Raw genomic sequence first — 18747 nt, forward strand, 5'->3', positions numbered from 1 at the left:
TGGAAATTAGCCGGCCGCTGATGGCAAGTCAATGGCCAATTTTCAACGGGCTCTGTAGGCTGGCGATTCTGCTCATCGTCCAAGGAAGGAAACCATGAAGTCTGTCGCCCTGCCCCTCGTTGCCCTGATCGTTTTCGCCAGCTACACCGTTTCGGTGATGCTGCAAGCCGAACAGTCGTTGCTCGACTTCGGTATCAGCCTGATGTCACGGCCCGATACCGCGCAGGTGGTCATTGATTTGTACCTGTTAGCAACGCTTGCCGGTATCTGGATGTACCGGGATGCACGCAAGCGTGGGCGGTCAGGGTTGTCGGTGGTTCCTTATTTGTTGGTGACGGCGATTTTCGTGTCTGTGGGGCCGTTGTTGTATCTGGTGGTGCGGGGGCTCACCAAGCCTGACCACGACGTTTAAGCTCCAGCCGCCGGACGAACTCTTCCAGCACCAACGTGTACAGATCGTCCTGCAGGTACGCGTCTTCGATGCCGGCGTCGATGTTCGGGTTGTCGTTGACTTCGATCACCACCACTTTGTCGCCGGACTGTTTGAGGTCGACGCCATAGAGTCCGTCGCCAATGAGATTCGCGGTTTTCACCGCCAGTTCAACCACCGCGCGCGGCGCTTCGTGAACCGCCAGGGTGCGGCATTCGCCGTTGATGTCCTGGCCTTTGGCCTTGTGGTTGTAGATCTGCCAGTGGCCCTTGGACATAAAGTACTGACAGGCAAAAATTGGTTTGCGGTTGAGCACACCAATGCGCCAGTCGTACTCGGTGTAGAAGAACTCCTGGGCCAGCAGCAACACCGAGTGTTCGAACAGTTCGGCGGTGGCCTTGAGCAAGGCTTGCTGGCTTTCGACCTTGATGACGCCCCTTGAGAAACAGCCGTCGGGGATTTTCAACACCAAAGGAAACCCGAGTCGCTCGCCTACCCGCTCAAAGTCTTCCGGTCGCTCCTTGTAGAGGATTTCAGTGGCCGGCATGCCCAGTTGATGGCTCTTGAGCAAGTCAGTCAGGTAAACCTTGTTGGTGCAGCGCAGGATCGACGCCGGATCGTCCATCACCACCAGGCCTTCACTCTCGGCTTTTTTCGCGAAACGGTAGGTGTGATTGTCGACACTTGTCGTCTCGCGTATCAGCAGCCCGTCGTATTCGGCGATTCGGGCGTAGTCCTTGCGTTCGATCAGCTCAACGTCGATACCCAGCATCTTGCCGACCCTGACAAAGTTGTCCAGAGCCTTGGGGTTGGAGGGCGGTAATGCTTCTTGCGGGTCGTGCAGAATGGCCAAGTCATAACGGGCCAAACGCCGAGAGCGTGGCAGGCGCCAGATCTTGCGACTGAAACTATCCAGCGCGTTAGCAAACTGATCTTCCTGATCTTCACGCAACTTATGCAGGGTGCCAAACTTTACACCTTCGATGTGCCAACCGTTAGTTCGGCGAAATTCAACTAACAATATCGGACAAGGGAAAACCTCGAATAACTGTCGAGCCAATTCCTGTAATGGCTCGATGGAGGTCTGGCCGAAGTACAGGGTCAAGGTGAAGCCTTCGGTGTCGCTGTAAACATGATGACTTAAGGCTTTTTCCAGGGTTTTATCCAGATCGTCCAAGGCCAGGCCATACAGGGACTTTCGGGTCAGTTCGCTGATGGTCCGCACCGACGGAATCACCTTATGCCCCCGTGCCTCGGCCAGCAGCGAGCAGTAATAACCGTGCCCGAGGTACTTGTAACTGCGGCACAGGTTGATCACCTGAACCCGTTTGCCCTGCTCGTTGTTGCGGGTCTGTTCGAGGTATTCCTGGGCGGTGACGATGTCTTCACTGGGAAAGTAGGAGGCCCAGTCTTCCTTGCGTTCGACGATTATCATCAACGGGCTGGAAGTTCTGATCGAGGCATTTAAATAGTTTGCAGAAGTTATTGCTGTCGGCAACGTTTGTTCGGATACTTCGCGCCAATGACCTTGTACCGCTGACATAGTGATTGATCCGTTGGAGAACAAGACCTTTCCTATTAAGCACGAACTTTTTCGAAAGTCCCGTTTCGTTACGCAACTTTTACGGCGGTCATATGAATCCTGTTTTTCGCCTGGCGGTCATTGAAGACCTTCCAGCACTGCTGGCACTCGAACAGCAATGCTTCACCACCGACCGGCTCAACCGGCGCAGTTTTCGATGGATGATCAGCCGGGCTCACGGGCAACTACTGGTGGCCCAACGTGGCGAGCGATTGGTGGGGTATGCGCTGGTGTTGTTTCACCGGGGTACTTCACGGGCACGTCTGTACTCGATTGCGATCGCCGTTGATGCTCGCGGCAGTGGGTTGGGCAGGCAATTGCTCGAACGTGCCGAAGCCTGCGCCCTTGAGCACGATTGCGCCTACCTGCGACTTGAAGTGCGCATCGACAACCCGATGGCAATCGCTCTGTACGAACGCAACGGTTATCGGCGATTCGGGCTGATTCATGACTATTACCAGGACCATGCCGACGCGCTGCGACTTGAGAAACACGTTCTGTAGCAGCTACCGAACGCGGGCTACGCCAGCTGCTACAAAGGCTGCTTCAACCCAACCTTATACAACGCACCATCGTCTTCATCGGTCAGTACATACAGATAACCATCCGGCCCCTGTCGCACATCGCGAATCCGTTTGTTCAGCTCACCCAACAGCCGCTCTTCGTGAACAACCTTGTCGCCGTCGAACTGCAGGCGGATCAGTTCCTGCCCCACCAGCGCGCCGATAAACACGTTGTGCTGCCAGGCCTTGAAGCGATCGCCATCGTAGAACGCCATGCCGCTGAGGCCGGGGGATTTTTCCCAGACATGCTGTGGGCCCACGGTGCCTTCGACGATTTTGCCCTTGGCTTCCGGAATCGGCAGGCCGGAATAATTGATGCCATGGGTTGCTATCGGCCAGCCGTAGTTTTTGCCACGTTCGATGATGTTGACTTCGTCACCGCCCTGAGGACCGTGCTCGTTTTCCCAGAGTGTGCCGCTCCAGGGGTTGAGCGCCGCGCCTTGCGGGTTGCGATGGCCGTAGGACCAGATTTCCGGGCGAACGCCTTTTTGCCCGACGAAGGGGTTGTCCTTCGGCACCTTGCCGTCGGGATAGATCCGCACGACCTTGCCTTGCAGCTTGTCGAGATCCTGCGCCGTGGGCCGGTCGTTATTCTCGCCCAAGGTGATAAACAGATAACCGTCGCGGTCGAACACCAGTCGGGAGCCGAAGTGATTACCAACTGAAAGTTTGGGCTCCTGACGGAAGATCACGTTGAAATCCTTGAGGGCCGTGAGGTCTTCCGACAACCGTCCGCGACCGACCGCCGTACCGGCCTTGCCGCCCTCCCCCCCGCCCTCGGCATAAGACAGATAAACCATGCGGTCTTGCTTGAAGTCGGGCGACAACACCACATCGAGCAACCCGCCCTGCCCCTTGGCCCAGACCTGAGGCACACCACTGAGCGGATTCGAAAGTTTGCCATCGACACTGACCACCCGCAGGTTGCCCGGCCGTTCGGTCACCAGCATCCCTTGGCGGTCGGGCAAAAACGCCAGCGCCCAGGGATGCTCCAGGCCTTTAACGACAGGCGTGACCTCAAGGGTGCCCTCCTCACTTTTCAGTTCCTGGGCAGGCGCCGCAAACACGGGCGCGTTGGTGATCAGTACGCCGGCAAATAGTGTGGTCAGGAGGGTCTTACGCAACATGCACGATTCCTTTTGTGGTCAAAATGGCTGGCAAGACCTCTGTCCTGCCGTTCAACGGTTGCTGGTGTCTGCGTCCCGATGAGGCGGATTGGGTATGAATGTCGGTGGGCTGACGGGAGCCTGGCGATTCTGCGGATAACGGTTGCCGATACCGCCGTTCTCCAGAGTCGGTGCTCGCGGTACAGGCGCCGTACTCGGCCCGCGGATCACCGGGATGCCGGGGCGCGTGCCTTGCATGCTGTTGGGATTGGCTCGGCGGATCGGGTTGTTGTAAGGATTGTTATTGGTGCTGCCCGGCAGGTTCTGGGCCAGCAGCAAGGGTGAGGACGGCATCGCGGTGTCCGCCAGAGCCCAATGGCTCAGCACGCCGTTTAATGTCAGGACGATGATGCCAAGCACACATCGGATCATGGGGACCTCTCGAAATGAGCGTGCAACGTGATTAGCCTCACGCTACGCCCGGACTTCGGTTTTGTTAACTAAAACCTCCTTCAGAAGATGTAACACCAGTTGACTGCACCGCTGATCCGCCCGCCGAACCGGGCCGCAGGCGACTGAAACTTTTGCCCTTGCGTGCAGGTCACCTGAACATCAACCGACTGACGAGAACACGGCGATGGCACGGGCAATCTGGAAAGGCGCAATCAGTTTCGGTCTGGTGCATATCCCCGTGGCGCTGGTCTCGGCAACGTCTTCCCACGGGGTGGATTTCGACTGGCTCGACAAACGCAGCATGGAGCCGGTGGGCTACAAGCGCATCAACAAGGTCACTGGCAAGGAAATCACCCAGGAACACATCGTCAAAGGCGTCCAGTACGAAAAGGGGCGTTACGTGGTGCTCAGTGAAGAAGAAATTCGCTCGGCGCACCCGCTGTCGACCCAAACCATCGACATTTTTGCCTTTGTCGACAGCGAGCAGATCCCCCTGCAAAACATCGACACACCCTATTACCTGGCGCCGGACAAACGTGGCGGCAAGGTCTATGCGCTGTTACGCGAAACGCTCAACAAAACGGGCAAGGTCGCCCTCGCTCGCGTTGTGCTGCATACCCGTCAGCACCTGGCGGCTCTCATGCCGCTGGAATCGGCCCTGGTTCTGGTGATGCTGCGCTGGCCGGCCGAAGTACGCAGCCTGGATCAACTGGAGCTTGGTAGCGAAGTGACCAAGCCGGACTTGGCCAAGGGCGAACTGGAGATGGCGAAACGGTTGGTGGAGGACATGAGCGCCGACTGGACGCCCGAGGAGTACCGCGACAGCTTCGAAGAAAAGATCATGGCGCTGGTTGAGCAGAAGGCGAATGAAGGCAAGATTGAAATCGTCGAAACCGCTACGGGCGAGGAGGAACGCAAGACGGCAGATGTCATCGATCTGACTGAACTGCTCAAGCGCAGCCTCGGTACCAGGAGTGCCGGTAAAACGGCAGAAAAAGCCAAAGCGAGCACAGATAAGAAAGCCACGAAGCGTTCTCGTGGCTGATCGGTTAGTGGAGTGCCCGTACGTTATGCGCTGAAAATACTGGCCTGCTCGCAATGACTAAATGCGCCGCAAAGCAAACTCAGATCAGCACAAAAATCGCCAGCAACCCGCCAAAAATCGCCCACTTCTCCAGGTAATAGCGAGCGCGGTTACGCTTTTTGAGCGCTTTGCCGCGCAAGCGAACCTTGTAGATTTTGGCAAACAAACGGTTGATAGCACCGGTCTTGTCTCCCGCATCGTTCGGTGCCCCCGCCGCCGCCATCACTGTGCGGCTGAACCAGCGGTTGAACGCCGCAGCCCAGCGATACTTCATCGGCCGTTCGACGTCGCAAAACAGGATGATGCGGTTCTGCTGGGTGGTGTTTTCAGCGTAATGAATGAACGTTTCATCGAACATCACCGCTTCGCCGTCACGCCAATGGTAGCTCTCACCGTCGACGTTGATATAGCAACCGGCATCGTTCGGCGTTTCCAGCCCCAGGTGATAACGGTACGAGCCGGCATACGGATCGCGGTGGCGGACCAGTTTGGAACCCGGTGGCAGTTCGGCAAACATCGCTGCCTTGATCGAGCCAATGCTTTGCACCAGTTCAGTAGTCCGCGGGCAGAGCTTCGCGGCCGACGGGTGACTGTCGCCATACCACTTGAGATAGAAACGCTTCCAGCCACTTTTGAAAAACGAGTTGAAACCGACGTCGTCGTACTGATTCGAGCGCTTGATCTCCCCGGCCTTGAGCAGGTTCTGGCCTTCGGCGCGAATCTCTTCCCAATGAGCCTGCAAAGGGCTCAAGTCAGGAAAGTCCGCCGGATTGAGATAAGGCCGATTGGGGGTTTTCGAGAACATATAAAGGAAGCAATTGATCGGCGCCAGAAACGTCGAGTGGTCGCTTAGTTGGCGGCCTAGTTTGTGGCGCACCTTACCGCGCAAATGGACATACGCGATGGAGATGACATAGATAGCGGCAATAATGAGTTTCACGGAAATCGTCACACGTCTGAAATGAACAAAGTGCGTCCCGATGGCGCGTTCTTGAGCCATGCCGACAATCGGCATGGGGGCGAAAGATGTCATTTTAGCCATACTTTGTAACCAATAGTTAACCTTCAACTGTGAAAATGTGTCTACTCATGCCCGCCAAAACGCCACGCGGCTTTAACGCCCTATTAGTTCAAAGGATCGTCTAAGCTCAGATGTAAGCATGAGGGCTCAGCCATGTGCGGACGACTTTCGCAGTACCGAGGCATTCACGACTTCGTCAAGGCGCTGAGCATGCCCAACGCCTTGGTCAACAATGCCGGCGATCAGCCATTCGAGCTCTACAACGCCGCGCCGACGACTCAGCTCGCCCTCTTCCACCAGGAAGGCGACGTGCTGCACGCCGACAGGGTTCGCTGGGGCTGGCGGCCGCATTGGTCCGAAGAACACCCTATGCCGATCAATGCCAGGGTCGAGAAAGTCAGTCACGGCCCATTCTTCAAAACCATATGGCCGCACCGGGCGATTGTTGCCATCGATAACTGGTTTGAATGGGTTTACGAGGGCGGCCCGAAGAAGCAGCCCTACCTCATCCGCCGCAAGGATCGCGCACCGATCCTGTGCGCGGCGATCGGTCAATACCCAAGGTACGAACATCAGCCGGACGAACATGACGGCTTCGTGATCATCACCGCCGACAGCAAGGGCGGCATGGTGGATGTTCACGATCGGCAGCCGGTGACGCTGAATGCCGAACTGGCCCGGGAATGGCTGGACCCGGCCACGCCGAAAGAGCGAGCCGAGCAGATAGTACTGTCGCAGGGCGAGCCGGCCGAGACATTCGAGTGGTTCAAGGTTGATCAGGCCGTGGGCAATGTGCACAACGATGGCCCTGGCCTGATCGAACCTATCTGAACATCGCGCGACACCATTCGTCGCATAGAAAGCGTGGCGCGGAATACGCGTCAATGTCTGGCTTAGGGTTTGCACATGCCGGCGATAGCTGCCCCAAAACGACGTAATTCTGACGCGGCGGCATTCACATTAACGTTTAAGGACTCCAGCGATCCGCTTGGTCAGTCACCGGGAGATGTAACGTGTCAACTCTCAACGAAATCGCAGCGAACCACGCGAGAATGGCTAAGGCAAAGGAAGAAGAGTCGACCGGGCTGAGTGAGCGACACCCTCAAATAGTGGGCAGTTTCGAAATCATATGCATTGATGAGCAACAGCACATTCCACTGCACCTGATCACTGGCGTACAGGACAACCACCATCATTACAACGGGCAGATAGCAACAACGTCATAACCACTGTCTGGAGAAGTGATCTGCACAGTCCAGCCTTGCGTAAAAGTCATCTCGTGATACTCGACGATGGCGCTGATTTCCGGGCAAAGCTTTTTGGCTTCCTCTGGAGAACGGTCTACCGAGATATTGACCGTACGATCCTCGGCCGAGAACTCGGAGGCCTGGGTCAAGGCGTCATTGCCATCGAGGATTTTGCAGAGTAATGAGGCGTTTTCGGCGGACTCATCCGTAGCGCTGGAGTAAGCGTATTGAACCGTCACAATCGTCAGGAAACAGAACATACCTGCTGCGAATTTGTTTCTCACTTCCATGTTCCTTGGGTGGGGGATGGAATACTAATTCAAGAGTCGATCAATCGTTATCGGTTTTGAGGGCCGGTGTTTTTCTTTACCCGCTCACGGCTTGCAAAGGTTATGTGATTGGGGCTAGATCGTTCTCAAACGCCAGTTCACCCGGGATCTATTTATGCCGCTGAGTTTTCATAAAATGCACGCCAATGGCGATGACTTCGTCATTGTGGACTCGCGAAACTCGGCCAATCCAGTGACAAGTAGTTTGGCTCGGCGAATGGGTGATCGGAACCGAGGCGTCGGATTCAATCAACTCGCAGCAGTGGTTGATTGCGATGATGCCGATGCCCGCTTGATGTTTTGGAATGCAGATGGCTCCACGCTGGATGCTTGTGGCAGCGCAACGCGGGGTGCCGCGGACATGCTGATGCGCGAATCCAATATGACTTCGATAGCGCTGCGAACCAACCGTGGTCTACTCACTTGCGAACGAACTTCAACCGGCGCAGTTTCGGTCAACATGGGCGAACCGCTTTTCGGCTGGTCGGACATTCCCCTGGCTCAGGAACTGGATACTGCTGTTTTGCCACTGGCTGGTGGACCGGCAGCCTGCAGCATGGGCAATCCTCACTGCACCTATTTTGTGGATGATCTGACAGCCATTGATATAGCGACAATCGGACCGACCATTGAAACCGACCCACTGTTTCCCCTCAGGACGAACGTGCATTTCGTCCAGATCATTAACCGACAACACATACGGTTGCGCATCTGGGAGCGCTGGGGTGGTATTCCACTTGGTTCGGGTTCTTGCTCTTGTGGCGCCGCTGTCAGCGGAATTCGTCGTGGTTTATTAGACCATTCCGTTGAGGTTGAATGTGATGGCGGCACCGTAACGGTTCAATGGGATGGCGTGGGCCCTGTCTTTCTCATCGGGCCGGTAGAGACTATTTTTTCGGGAACAATTACCGATCAGCTATATCGTCCCCCCCGCAGAGGCGAATCCGAATAGGTGCCCACCCTGACCAAGTGCTGGCCATTCAGCAATCCTTCTGAAAGACACCTGGCCGGGCAAGCGCTGCCGACTTTACCCAGAGCCGCGCCCAGTGTCCCGAACACAACGCTGAACAAAAATAACATTGGGGTCCGTTCAAGGGTTTTCCCTACGTCTCGTCACCCACCAGGACGAACCACCCTCATCGGGCAGACCTAAACAGCGGGGGGCCAACCTGAAGAAGCTCGCGACACGTTATCGCGCGCCGTACAACTGCCGTCACACTTATGCGACAATATGCGGAATGTCTGGCATGAATCCCGCCTTTATTGCCCAACAGCTTGGACAAGCGTCCAGATGCTGCTCTCGACTTATGCGCGCCGGTTGAAGTCTAGCGGTGACTGGGGAGAGATGGAGAAACTCCAAAACGCCCCAGGTATGGCCCAAGCGCCAAAATGCGCAGCTCGCAACCCATTGATAGGTAAAGTAATTGATCTCCACAGCTAACATCACGATGCAGTTCGGCGCCAAGCCGCTATTCGAAAACGTTTCGGTCAAATTCGGCGCGGGCAACCGCTACGGTCTGATCGGCGCCAACGGTTGCGGCAAATCGACCTTCATGAAAATCCTCGGTGGCGATCTCGAGCCGTCCGGCGGCCAGGTCATGCTTGAGCCGAACGTGCGTCTGGGTAAATTGCGTCAAGACCAGTTCGCCTACGAAGAATTCACCGTGATCGACACCGTGATCATGGGTCACGAAGAGCTGTGGAAGGTCAAGGCCGAGCGCGATCGCATCTACTCGCTGCCGGAAATGACCGAAGAAGACGGCATGGCCGTGGCCGAGCTGGAAACCGAATTCGCCGAAATGGACGGCTACACCGCCGAGTCCCGGGCCGGCGAGCTGTTGCTGGGCCTGGGTATCGGCATCGAGCAACACTTCGGCCCGATGAGCGAAGTGTCGCCGGGCTGGAAACTGCGCGTGTTGCTGGCGCAGGCGCTGTTCTCCGATCCTGAAGTGCTGTTGCTCGACGAACCGACCAACCACCTGGACATCAACACCATCCGCTGGCTGGAAAACGTGCTGACCCAGCGCTCCAGCCTGATGATCATCATCTCCCACGACCGTCACTTCCTGAACAGCGTGTGCACCCACATGGCTGACCTTGATTACGGCGAGCTGCGCCTGTTCCCAGGCAACTACGACGAGTACATGACCGTGGCGACCCAGTCCCGCGAGCAACTGCTGTCGGACAACGCCAAGAAGAAAGCGCAGATCTCGGAACTGCAATCGTTCGTCAGCCGCTTCTCGGCCAACGCCTCGAAAGCCAAGCAGGCAACTTCCCGCGCCAAGCAGATCGACAAGATCCAGCTGGCCGAAGTCAAACCTTCGAGCCGTGTCAGCCCGTTCATTCGTTTCGAGCAGACCAAAAAGCTGCACCGTCAGGCGGTCATCGTCGAGCGCATGGCCAAAGGCTTCGACGGCAAGACCCTGTTCAAGGACTTCAGCTTCACCGTTGAAGCCGGCGAGCGCGTGGCGATCATCGGCCCGAACGGTATCGGTAAAACAACCCTGCTGCGCACTTTGGTCAACGAATTGACCCCGGACGCCGGCACCGTGAAATGGACCGACGCCGCCGAGCTGGGCTACTACGCCCAGGACCACGCGCACGACTTCGAAGACGACTGCAACCTGTTCGACTGGATGGGCCAATGGACCCAGGGCGGCGAGCAACTGGTTCGCGGTACCCTCGGGCGCATGCTGTTCTCCAACGACGAGATCCTCAAGTCGGTCAAGGTCATCTCCGGTGGTGAGCAAGGTCGCATGCTGTTCGGCAAGCTGATCCTGCAAAAGCCGAACGTGCTGGTGATGGACGAACCGACCAACCACTTGGACATGGAATCCATCGAGGCGCTGAACCTGGCGCTGGAGAACTACCCGGGCACGCTGATTTTCGTCAGCCACGACCGTGAGTTCGTATCGTCCCTGGCCACCCGCATCATCGAGTTGAGCGCCGATGGCGTGATCGACTTCAGCGGCACCTATGACGACTACCTGCGTAGTCAGGGTGTGTTGATGTAAGGCGGCTTCTGGCTGCAAATGGAAAGCCCCGTCCTGGTGACGGGGCTTTTTGCATTTCAGATTGATCCACTTACTGCCGATCTGTCATCCACATCGTTAGCCTGCTTCCTTTTATCCCCCACCCGCGCCATGATGCAGTTCTCCTACCGCCGCCCGCGAACGAGCTCTCATGTCTGTGCAGCAACTGCCCCCGCAAAGCTCCATGGCGATCACCCTGCAGATCGTTTCCATCGTTTTCTATAGCTTTATTGCCTTCCTTTGCATTGGCCTGCCGATTGCCGTGTTGCCGGGGTATGTCCATGAACAGTTGGGGTTCAGCGCCATCGTCGCGGGGCTGACCATTGGTTCGCAATACCTGGCCACCCTGCTCAGCCGTCCGATGGCCGGGCGCTTGTCAGACAGCGTCGGCACCAAACGGGCGATTGTTTACGGGTTTTCGGGGATTGTGTTGAGCGGCGTACTGACGCTGATATCGACCCTGCTGCAAAGTTTCCCTTTGTTGAGCCTGATCATCCTGATCGCCGGCCGGTTGTTGCTGGGGATTGCCCAAGGGTTGATCGCGGTCGGCACCGTCAGTTGGTGCTTGGGCAAAGTCGGTGCCGAACACGCCGCGCAGTCGATTTCCTGGAACGGGATTGCCTCGTATGGCGCCATCGCCATCGGCGCACCATTGGGCGTGGTGATGGTGGCTGAATTGGGCTTCGCCAGCCTCGGGATCGTGCTGTCGTTACTGGCCCTGTTGGCACTTCTGTTGATCCGTAACAAACCCTCGGTGCCCGTGATTCGCGGCGAGCGCCTGCCGTTCTGGGCGGTGTTCGGGCGCATCGCTCCCTTCGGCGCGAGCCTGAGCCTGGCGTCTATCGGTTATGGCACGCTCACCACTTTTATTACCCTGTATTACGCCAGTTGTGGCTGGACCGGCGCGGCTTACTGTCTGACGGTGTTCGGGGTGTGTTTCATTCTGTCGCGGCTGTTGTTCATTTCCAGCATCAACCGTTTCGGTGGTTTCACCTCGGCCATTGCCTGCATGAGCATTGAAACCGTGGGGCTGGCCCTGTTGTGGCTGGCGCCCTCGACCGTTTACGCCTTGATCGGCGCAGGCCTGACCGGGTTCGGCCTGTCGCTGGTCTATCCGGCGCTGGGGGTGGAAGCGATCAAGCAGGTGCCCAGTTCCAGTCGCGGGGCGGGTTTGAGTGCTTATGCGGTGTTTTTCGATCTGGCGCTGGCGATTGCCGGGCCGTTGATGGGCGCGGTGGCGTTGAACCTGGGGTATGCGTGGATTTTCTTCAGTGCGGCGTTGTTGTCCGTGACCGGGCTCGGTTTGACCCTATTACTGAAACACCGCGCCATCGCCTGATCTCCACCCTCCCCGGAGCTGCGTCATTGAGTCATTGGCCAGAATTGATTTATTGATCCGCGGTTTGCATGCCGGCCCGACTCGGTTTGCCCAGGGCATGGGAGAAGAAACGTCCGGCTTCGGAGATCAGGTTACGGTGAATGTCCTTGCGGTCGACGCCGTCGGCGTCGGTGCACAGCGCCGGCATGGCGGCGATCTGTTCTTCGTTGCACGGTGCCAGGAACACGAAGTGCCCTGCCCCGGCCAGTAATCTGAAATCCGGTGCAGTCGGCAGTTTGCGCGCCAGCGCTGCGGCGTTTTTGTCGAACGCCACCAGTTTGTCGCCATCGCCGCTGTATAGAAGCACCGGCACATGCACGTCGGCCAGGGTCTGGCGGCCGAACTTCAGACTCAGCGGTGCCATCAACAACAAGGCATGCACTCGCGGGTCTGGCACTGGCTGCAAGTCATCGCGGTCGACGATCAGTTCGCCTTGGGTGTTGYAGGCGTCGTGGTCGTCCGGGCGCTCCTGGCAATAACGGCGCAGACGGTCCAGGTCCGGAGTAGCGCCGGACAAGATCAACGCGGTCTCACCGCCCGCCGAATAGCCGATCACCCCAACCTGATCGGCATTGACGAAGGGCGCAAGCATACGGTCGCCCAAGGTCGCGGTAATGGCTTCGGAAATCTGGATCGGCCGCCCGTAAAGATTGCTCAAGGTGCCGAGGCGGCTGTGGTCTTTGGAGTTGTCGCCGGGATGGATCACCGCCACCACCACAAACCCTTTGCGTGCCAGCGAGGTGGCCAGATCGTGCAGGGCCAGCGGAGTTCCGGTATTGCCATGAGACAGCATCAGCATCGGGAAGCGTCCGATGGCGACTTTGGTGTCTTCACCGGCTTCGACCGTGTAACCCTCGAGTTTGCTGGAATGTTCCCTCTCACTGGACGGATAAAAGGCGATGGCGCGCATCGGCTGCAAGTCCAGCGGGTCGAGGAATGTCATCTCATGGAAACCGACGCTCCAGTGAGGAAACAGCACAGGCGCGGCGTGCACCGAATTCAGGCTGCCGAACAGGCAAATCAGTAATGTTGCACAAAGACGCACCATGGGATGCCCCACCTTATTACCTGACCGCAGATGTTAACCCTCGACTGCATAACCTGGGCCAGAAACTGATCGCCGCCAGAAACAAAAAACTCTGTACCTGGCCATCACGATGACCAGAATACAGAGTTTCAGGGGTATTGCCCGAGCTGTTTACGACTTTACGCAAGCCTTACGCGGCGGCGAACAATTGTTCGCTGATTTGCGCCTGAGCGTCGCTCATGGCTTTGCTGCGCACTTCATCACCGTAGGCCAGGCCGTGGGCGCGGACGAACTCGATGTCGGTGATACCGAGGAAGCCGAACATCACCTTCAAGTACTCTTCGTGAGCAGTGCCAGTCGGTTGGCCAGCGTGCAAACCGCCAGCCGTCGAAACGATCACCACTTTCTTGCCGCCGCACAGGCCTTCAGGGCCGGCTTCGGTGTAGCGGAAAGTCTGGCCGGCCACGGCGATGCGGTCGATCCAGGCCTTGAGTTGGGTCGGGATCGTGAAGTTGTACATCGGCGCTGCAATCACGACGGCATCGGCGGCGAGGAATTCGGCCAGGGCCTGCGCACTCAAATCGGCTTCATGCTGTTGCGCGGCGTTGCGCAGTTCAGCGGCGGTGCCAGCGGCGACCAAGGTGGCGGCGGAGAAATGGCTGATGGCGTCGGCGGCCAGGTCGCGGTAAGTCACCACGACGCCAGGCTCGGCGGCTTGCCAGGCTTTGACGACTTCGCCGCTCAACTGACGGGAAGCCGAGTTGTCACCCAGAATGCTCGAATCGATATGCAGTAATTTCATGTGGGATCTCCAAGGTGAGGATCGCCACCCGGCGATCTGATGGAAACAATCCTACCGACGAAACCAATAGCTGATTAGCCGGCAATAATGCGATAGTTCGTCCCACTGATAGAACAGTCGGATTTAAATCATGCAAGATCTCAACGACCTCTACTATTTCGCCAAAGTGGTCGACGCCGGCGGCTTCGCGGCGGCCGGGCGTTTGCTGGGGATTCCCAAGTCCCGGTTGTCGCGACGCATCGCCGAACTGGAAGAACGCCTGGGCGCACGCCTGCTGCAACGCACCACCCGCCAACTCAACCTGACCGCGGTGGGCGAGCGCTACCTGCGGCACTGTCAGGCGATGCTGCTGGAAGCCGAGATGGCCGACGAAGCGGTGGCCAGCATGTCCAGCGAACCCCGGGGGCGGCTGCGGGTTTCCTGCCCCGTCGGGTTGGCCCATCAAATGCTGCCGGGGGTGATCAGTGACTTTCTGGAGAAATTCCCTCAGGTTCAGTTGGAGGTCATGCTGCTCAACCGTCGGGTTGATCTGGTGACCGAGGGCGTCGACGTTGCCTTGAGAGTGCGGGATCTGGGGGATGAAGATCCGTTGCTGGTCACCCGCCGTTTACGGCAGGCGCAGACCGTTATGGTCGCCAGTCCGGGGTTTCTTCGTGAACGGCAGATCAAGACCCCCGACGACTTGAAAAACGTACCGATTCTGGGCGCCCTGGAAGCTGATCGGCTGGTGCATCTGCGCATGCTTGACCAGCACGGCAAGGCCTGTGACATGACGTTCGAAGCCCGATTGGGGATCGATGACTTTATCGTGCGCAAGGCTTGTACGCTGGCCGGGCTGGGTTTCACCGTGCTGCCGATGCTGTACTGCGAGCAGGAACTGGAAAACGGCTCGCTGGTGCAATTACTGCCCGACTGGTCATTGCCGGGCGGCTGGCTGCAAGCGGTCTACCCTCATCGACGCGGGGTGATGCCGGCGGTGCGCGCCTGGATCGACCATTTGATCGAATCATTCAATGCCTGTGGGGATCGACTGTTATGAAGGCAAGACCAATGAGCGAAGAGGATGTCGCGCAATTCTGCCTGGCGCTGCCCGGCGCGCGGGAGGATTACAAGTGGGGTGGCGTGCGGGTGTTTTCGATTGCCGGGAACAAGATGTTCGCCTTGCAGAACCTGCGGGGCCAGTCCCTGGCCTTCAAGGTCGACAAGGACCTGTTCCTGGGCCATTGCGACCGACCGGGCATTCACCCGGCGCCGTATCTGGCCCGGGCGCAGTGGATCATCATGGAAACGCCCTACCCGCTGGGCATCGAAGAGCTGCAAGGCTTGCTGCAACGTTCCCACCAATTGGTGGTGAGCAAGTTGCCCAAGCGCACGCAGGTCGGCTTGCTGCTTTAAAGCCTGCGCTTAGAACAGCGCAAACAGATTAGCCCCAAGAAACAACTGGTCGATCCAGAACACCTGATGCATCAGCACGATGAGCCAGAACACCAGTTGAAACGAAACCTTGCGGGTCTTGTGCCGAAACACTTGCTGGGCCAGCAAGGCACCCGGCCAACCACCCGCCAGTTCCACCGCGTGCAAGACGTTCTCCGGCGTGCGCCAACTGTCGGCGCGGGCCTTGTACTTGTCCCCCCAGTACAGGAAAAACGCCAGCACACTGACGACGCCATAGGCGGCCAGGGGAATCACCGACACCCCGCGCAGCCACAGCGACACCGAGCCAAACAACGGCACTGCGCACAGCGCAACGAACACCAGCAATTTCAACCGCAGGTTTTGAATCGCTCCCCCGGACTTGCGCCCGGGGTTGTTGCGTGCGGTGGCGTCGCTCATGGCTTGGCCGCGGTCCAGTCGACCCAACCGAACTGCCAGGTCGCCAGGATCACCAGGCCGAACGCAATGCGATACCAGGCGAACGCCGCGTAGCTGTGGCTGGCGATGAACTTGAGCAGGCCCCGGACGGCGATCATTGCGAAGATAAACGCGGTGACGAAGCCGATGGCGAACACCGGGAAATCAGCCGGCACAAACAGGTGGCGGTATTTATAGCCCGAGTACACCGCTGCGCCGACCATGGTTGGCATGGCAAGGAAGAACGAGAATTCGGTGGCCGTCTTGCGCGACAAGCCGAACAGCAAACCGCCGATGATCGTCGAACCGGAACGCGAGGTCCCCGGGATCATCGCCAGGCACTGGGCGAAACCGACTTTCAGGGCTTCTTTCCAGGTGATGTCATCGACGCTTTCGGCATGCACGACATGCTGCCGGCGTTCAGCCCACAACATGATGACCCCGCCCACGACCAATGCGCTGGCCACGGTGATCGGGTTGAACAGGTACTTGTGGATCAGGTCAGCGAAAATCACCCCCAATACCACGGCCGGCAGGAAGGCGATCAACAGGTTCGCGGTAAAGCGTCGAGCGCTGGGTTGCGTCGGCAAACCGATGACCACGTCGAGGATCTTGCGGCGAAACTCCCAGACCACCGCCAGAATCGCGCCGAGCTGAATGATGATATTGAAAGCCATTGCCCGCTCGCCGCCGAAATTGAGCAGGTCCGCCACAATGATCTGGTGCCCGGTACTGGAAATGGGCAAGAACTCGGTCAGCCCTTCTATAACGCCTAAAATCAATGCCTGAAAGGCTGTCCAAAGATCCATCATTCCCCCAAGAAGCCATGCCCCCAGGCATGCCCCGTTAATAATTTGTAGAGCGTTATTCGCGATCAGCGTGCGTTGAAACCCCGCGCGCACAAGATCTACACAAAACCGTAAAAATTCCGTGAAAAATCGACTTGGACTCAGGTTTTCCCGCGCGGGGCCGAAATCCTATCAGACAAGCCTCATTTACGCTGCCGCGTAATAGGACCTGAGTCGGATAGGCCTCGATCGGCAACGTGTGGTTGGATGCTGGCGATCGTTTATGACAAGAACAAGAAAACGGAGTAACAGCGTTATGAACAGCTTGCGCAGTGTGTCGATCAGTCGACGCTTGTGGCTTATCTTGATCGTGGCCGTGGTGATGCTGTTGACGTTGGGTGCGTTGATGCTCAAGCAGATCCACGACGACCTCTATCAGGCCAAGGCCCAGAAGACCCAGCATGTGGTGCAGACCGCCAGTGGCATCCTGACCTACTACCACGATCTGGAAACCGCCGGCACCCTCACCCGCGCCGTCGCGCAGCAGCAGGCACTGACCGCCGTGCGTGGTTTGCGCTACGACCAGAATGACTATTTCTGGATCAACGACCTGACGCCGGTCATGGTCATGCACCCGACCAACCCAAAACTTGAAGGCCAGAACCTCTCGACGATCCGCGACCCGGACGGTTTTGCACTGTTCAACGAAATGGCTGCCATCGCCAAGGCCAAGGGCGCCGGCATGGTCAACTATCGCTGGCCGAAGCCGGGTGCCAGTGCGCCGGTGGAAAAAACCTCCTACGTCAAACTGTTCGAGCCCTGGGGTTGGGTAATCGGTTCGGGCGTGTACATCGACGACATGCAGGCCGAGTTTAATGCGCAGGTGTGGAAGGCGTCTTTCGTCGGCCTGGTGATTGCCCTGATCATGGCGCTGCTGGTGATCATGATTGCCCGCAGCATCGTGCGCCCGTTGCAGGAAACCGTGAACGCCATGGCCAACATCGCCAGCGGTGAAAGCGACCTGACCCGCAGCCTCGATACCCATGGCCAGGACGAAGTCACGCAACTGGCCCGGCACTTCAATGCCTTTACCGCCAAGCTGCGCCTGGTGATCAGTCAGTTGCAAGTATCCGCCGGCGCGCTGGGCCAGTCTTCCAGCGAACTGGGCAACGACGCCACGCAAGCCCAGCAACGCAGCCAGCAGCAATCCCAGCAAATGGAACTGGTGGCGACCGCGATCAACGAAGTGACCTACGGCGTACAGGACGTAGCGAAAAATGCCGAACATGCGGCCAGTGAAATGCGCGATGCCGAATCTCAGGCGCAGCAGGGGCAGATCAATATCGATGGCAGCCTGCAGCAGATCGATAAACTGTCTTCGACCATCGATCAAGCGGTCGAAGTGATTCGTACGCTGGCCGACGAAAGCACGCAAATCGGCAGTGTCCTGGAAGTGATTCGCTCCATCGCCGAGCAAACCAACCTGCTGGCCCTCAACGCCGCCATCGAAGCCGCCCGGGCCGGTGAGCAAGGTCGAGGGTTTGCGGTGGTCGCCGATGAAGTGCGCCTGCTGGCCCAGCGCACCCAGAAGTCGACGGCAGAAATCCAGTCGATGATCGAACGCCTGCAAAGCCATTCCGAAGCGGCGGTCAAGGTCATTGGCGACAGCAGCCGTGCCTCGCAAATCACCATCGAGCAGGCCGGCCTGGCCGGTGCCAGCCTGAATGCCATCGGCCAGGCCTTGCGCAACCTCAACGGCTTGAATGCCTCGATTGCCAGTGCAACCTTGCAGCAGGCGCATGTGGTGGAAGACATCAATCAGAACGTCACCCAGGCCGCCGGGTTGTCCCACAGCACGGCATTGGCGGCCGAGCAGTCGAGCGTGGCCAGTGTTCACCTCAAGGAATTGAGTGAACAGTTGAACGGGTTGCTCAAGCAGTTTCGCGTCTGATCACTTGTAGCGGCTGCCGAACCTGCGAGGCTGCTGCTACACCGGACCGCGCAAGCCGGTTCTACTTGGCCACGCCTGCCGCTACAATCCTCCCCCCTTTCGT

General features: G+C 58.1%; 19 protein-coding genes and 2 pseudogenes. 12 read left to right on the forward strand and 9 right to left on the reverse strand.

Annotated features, from left to right (window positions below):
* The first annotated feature begins 94 nt into the window (after positions 1 to 94).
* Positions 95 to 412 (forward strand): DUF2834 domain-containing protein, encoded by a 318-nt coding sequence (locus AC1D2Q_RS06485; protein WP_477812648.1) that lies wholly within the window; start codon positions 95 to 97, stop codon positions 410 to 412.
* On the opposite strand, the gene AC1D2Q_RS06490 is transcribed toward AC1D2Q_RS06485, so the two are convergent.
* Positions 387 to 1865, reverse strand: a complete 1479-nt coding sequence (locus AC1D2Q_RS06490) for a RimK family protein (protein ID WP_173861192.1) — start codon at positions 1863 to 1865, stop codon at positions 387 to 389. The two genes, AC1D2Q_RS06485 and AC1D2Q_RS06490, sit on opposite strands and share 26 nt — an antisense overlap.
* Positions 1866 to 2065: 200 nt before the next feature.
* Between AC1D2Q_RS06490 and rimI the strand changes: the two are divergent.
* Positions 2066 to 2512, forward strand: a pseudogene (gene rimI / locus AC1D2Q_RS06495) (ribosomal protein S18-alanine N-acetyltransferase); the annotation flags it as partial.
* Positions 2513 to 2544: 32 nt separating this feature from the next.
* Here the strand turns inward: rimI and AC1D2Q_RS06500 are convergent.
* Both AC1D2Q_RS06500 and AC1D2Q_RS06505 read right to left on the reverse strand, forming a co-directional pair.
* Entirely contained in the window at positions 2545 to 3702 is a 1158-nt protein-coding gene (locus AC1D2Q_RS06500; protein WP_477812649.1) for a PQQ-dependent sugar dehydrogenase, read from the reverse strand.
* Positions 3703 to 3753: 51 nt separating this feature from the next.
* A complete protein-coding gene (locus AC1D2Q_RS06505) occupies positions 3754 to 4113 on the reverse strand; it encodes a hypothetical protein (protein ID WP_477812650.1) in 360 nt (119 codons plus the stop codon).
* A 205-nt stretch (positions 4114 to 4318) separates the two neighbouring features.
* On the opposite strand from AC1D2Q_RS06505, the gene ku reads away from it, so the two are divergent.
* Complete coding sequence (gene ku, locus AC1D2Q_RS06510; RefSeq protein WP_477812651.1) at positions 4319 to 5179, forward strand: non-homologous end joining protein Ku; 861 nt, start codon at positions 4319 to 4321, stop codon at positions 5177 to 5179.
* Between the two features lie 79 nt (positions 5180 to 5258).
* Here the strand turns inward: ku and lpxO are convergent, their stop codons facing one another.
* Positions 5259 to 6158: a lipid A hydroxylase LpxO gene (lpxO, locus tag AC1D2Q_RS06515; protein WP_477812717.1), complete on the reverse strand. Its 900-nt coding sequence runs from the start codon at positions 6156 to 6158 to the stop codon at positions 5259 to 5261.
* Positions 6159 to 6392: 234 nt separating this feature from the next.
* On the opposite strand from lpxO, the gene AC1D2Q_RS06520 reads away from it, so the two are divergent.
* Together AC1D2Q_RS06520 and AC1D2Q_RS06525 are read left to right on the forward strand one after the other, a co-directional pair.
* Complete coding sequence (locus AC1D2Q_RS06520) at positions 6393 to 7070, forward strand: SOS response-associated peptidase family protein (protein WP_477812652.1); 678 nt, start codon at positions 6393 to 6395, stop codon at positions 7068 to 7070.
* A 182-nt stretch (positions 7071 to 7252) separates the two neighbouring features.
* The gene (locus AC1D2Q_RS06525; protein WP_305412646.1) at positions 7253 to 7465 is read left to right on the forward strand and encodes a hypothetical protein; all 213 of its coding nucleotides are present in this window, start codon (positions 7253 to 7255) and stop codon (positions 7463 to 7465) included.
* Here AC1D2Q_RS06525 and AC1D2Q_RS06530 read toward each other — a convergent pair.
* The gene (locus tag AC1D2Q_RS06530) at positions 7435 to 7776 is read right to left on the reverse strand and encodes a hypothetical protein (protein WP_305412645.1); all 342 of its coding nucleotides are present in this window, start codon (positions 7774 to 7776) and stop codon (positions 7435 to 7437) included. The two genes, AC1D2Q_RS06525 and AC1D2Q_RS06530, sit on opposite strands and share 31 nt — an antisense overlap.
* Positions 7777 to 7930: 154 nt before the next feature.
* On the opposite strand from AC1D2Q_RS06530, the gene dapF reads away from it, so the two are divergent.
* The 4 genes and pseudogenes from dapF to AC1D2Q_RS06550 all read left to right on the forward strand — a co-directional run bounded on the left by dapF (position 7931) and on the right by AC1D2Q_RS06550 (position 12186).
* Positions 7931 to 8767, forward strand: coding sequence for a diaminopimelate epimerase (gene dapF / locus AC1D2Q_RS06535; RefSeq protein ID WP_477812653.1), 837 nt, complete (start codon positions 7931 to 7933; stop codon positions 8765 to 8767).
* A gap of 217 nt (positions 8768 to 8984) precedes the next feature.
* A pseudogene (locus AC1D2Q_RS06540) lies at positions 8985 to 9256 on the forward strand (hypothetical protein); the annotation flags it as partial.
* Complete coding sequence (locus tag AC1D2Q_RS06545) at positions 9240 to 10829, forward strand: ABC-F family ATPase (protein WP_026286413.1); 1590 nt, start codon at positions 9240 to 9242, stop codon at positions 10827 to 10829. The pseudogene AC1D2Q_RS06540 and the gene AC1D2Q_RS06545, both read left to right, overlap by 17 nt.
* Positions 10830 to 10998: 169 nt before the next feature.
* Positions 10999 to 12186 carry an MFS transporter gene (locus AC1D2Q_RS06550; RefSeq protein ID WP_477812654.1) on the forward strand — a complete coding sequence of 396 codons (1188 nt, stop codon included), beginning with the start codon at positions 10999 to 11001 and terminating at the stop codon, positions 12184 to 12186.
* Between the two features lie 49 nt (positions 12187 to 12235).
* Here the strand turns inward: AC1D2Q_RS06550 and AC1D2Q_RS06555 are convergent, their stop codons facing one another.
* Together AC1D2Q_RS06555 and AC1D2Q_RS06560 are read right to left on the reverse strand one after the other, a co-directional pair.
* The gene (locus AC1D2Q_RS06555; protein WP_477812655.1) at positions 12236 to 13273 is read right to left on the reverse strand and encodes an alpha/beta hydrolase family protein; all 1038 of its coding nucleotides are present in this window, start codon (positions 13271 to 13273) and stop codon (positions 12236 to 12238) included.
* A gap of 169 nt (positions 13274 to 13442) precedes the next feature.
* Complete coding sequence (locus tag AC1D2Q_RS06560; RefSeq protein WP_477812656.1) at positions 13443 to 14054, reverse strand: FMN-dependent NADH-azoreductase; 612 nt, start codon at positions 14052 to 14054, stop codon at positions 13443 to 13445.
* Positions 14055 to 14184: 130 nt separating this feature from the next.
* Between AC1D2Q_RS06560 and AC1D2Q_RS06565 the strand changes: the two genes are divergently transcribed.
* Both AC1D2Q_RS06565 and AC1D2Q_RS06570 read left to right on the forward strand, forming a co-directional pair.
* Complete coding sequence (locus AC1D2Q_RS06565) at positions 14185 to 15093, forward strand: LysR substrate-binding domain-containing protein (RefSeq protein ID WP_477812657.1); 909 nt, start codon at positions 14185 to 14187, stop codon at positions 15091 to 15093.
* A complete protein-coding gene (locus AC1D2Q_RS06570; RefSeq protein WP_477812658.1) occupies positions 15090 to 15449 on the forward strand; it encodes an MmcQ/YjbR family DNA-binding protein in 360 nt (119 codons plus the stop codon). The genes AC1D2Q_RS06565 and AC1D2Q_RS06570 overlap by 4 nt, the downstream gene beginning before the upstream one ends.
* A 9-nt stretch (positions 15450 to 15458) precedes the next feature.
* On the opposite strand, the gene AC1D2Q_RS06575 is transcribed toward AC1D2Q_RS06570, so the two are convergent.
* Both AC1D2Q_RS06575 and AC1D2Q_RS06580 read right to left on the reverse strand, forming a co-directional pair.
* Entirely contained in the window at positions 15459 to 15887 is a 429-nt protein-coding gene (locus AC1D2Q_RS06575; protein ID WP_477812659.1) for a DUF1294 domain-containing protein, read from the reverse strand.
* Entirely contained in the window at positions 15884 to 16714 is an 831-nt protein-coding gene (locus tag AC1D2Q_RS06580) for an undecaprenyl-diphosphate phosphatase (protein WP_477812660.1), read from the reverse strand. Before AC1D2Q_RS06580 ends, AC1D2Q_RS06575 begins: the two co-directional genes overlap by 4 nt.
* Before the next feature lie 295 nt (positions 16715 to 17009).
* Here AC1D2Q_RS06580 and AC1D2Q_RS06585 point away from each other — a divergent pair, with 295 nt between their 5' ends.
* Positions 17010 to 18644 carry a methyl-accepting chemotaxis protein gene (locus tag AC1D2Q_RS06585; protein WP_477812661.1) on the forward strand — a complete coding sequence of 545 codons (1635 nt, stop codon included), beginning with the start codon at positions 17010 to 17012 and terminating at the stop codon, positions 18642 to 18644.
* Positions 18645 to 18747 lie beyond the last annotated feature (103 nt).

The sequence above is a fragment of the Pseudomonas sp. P1_A1 genome (assembly GCF_056406935.1).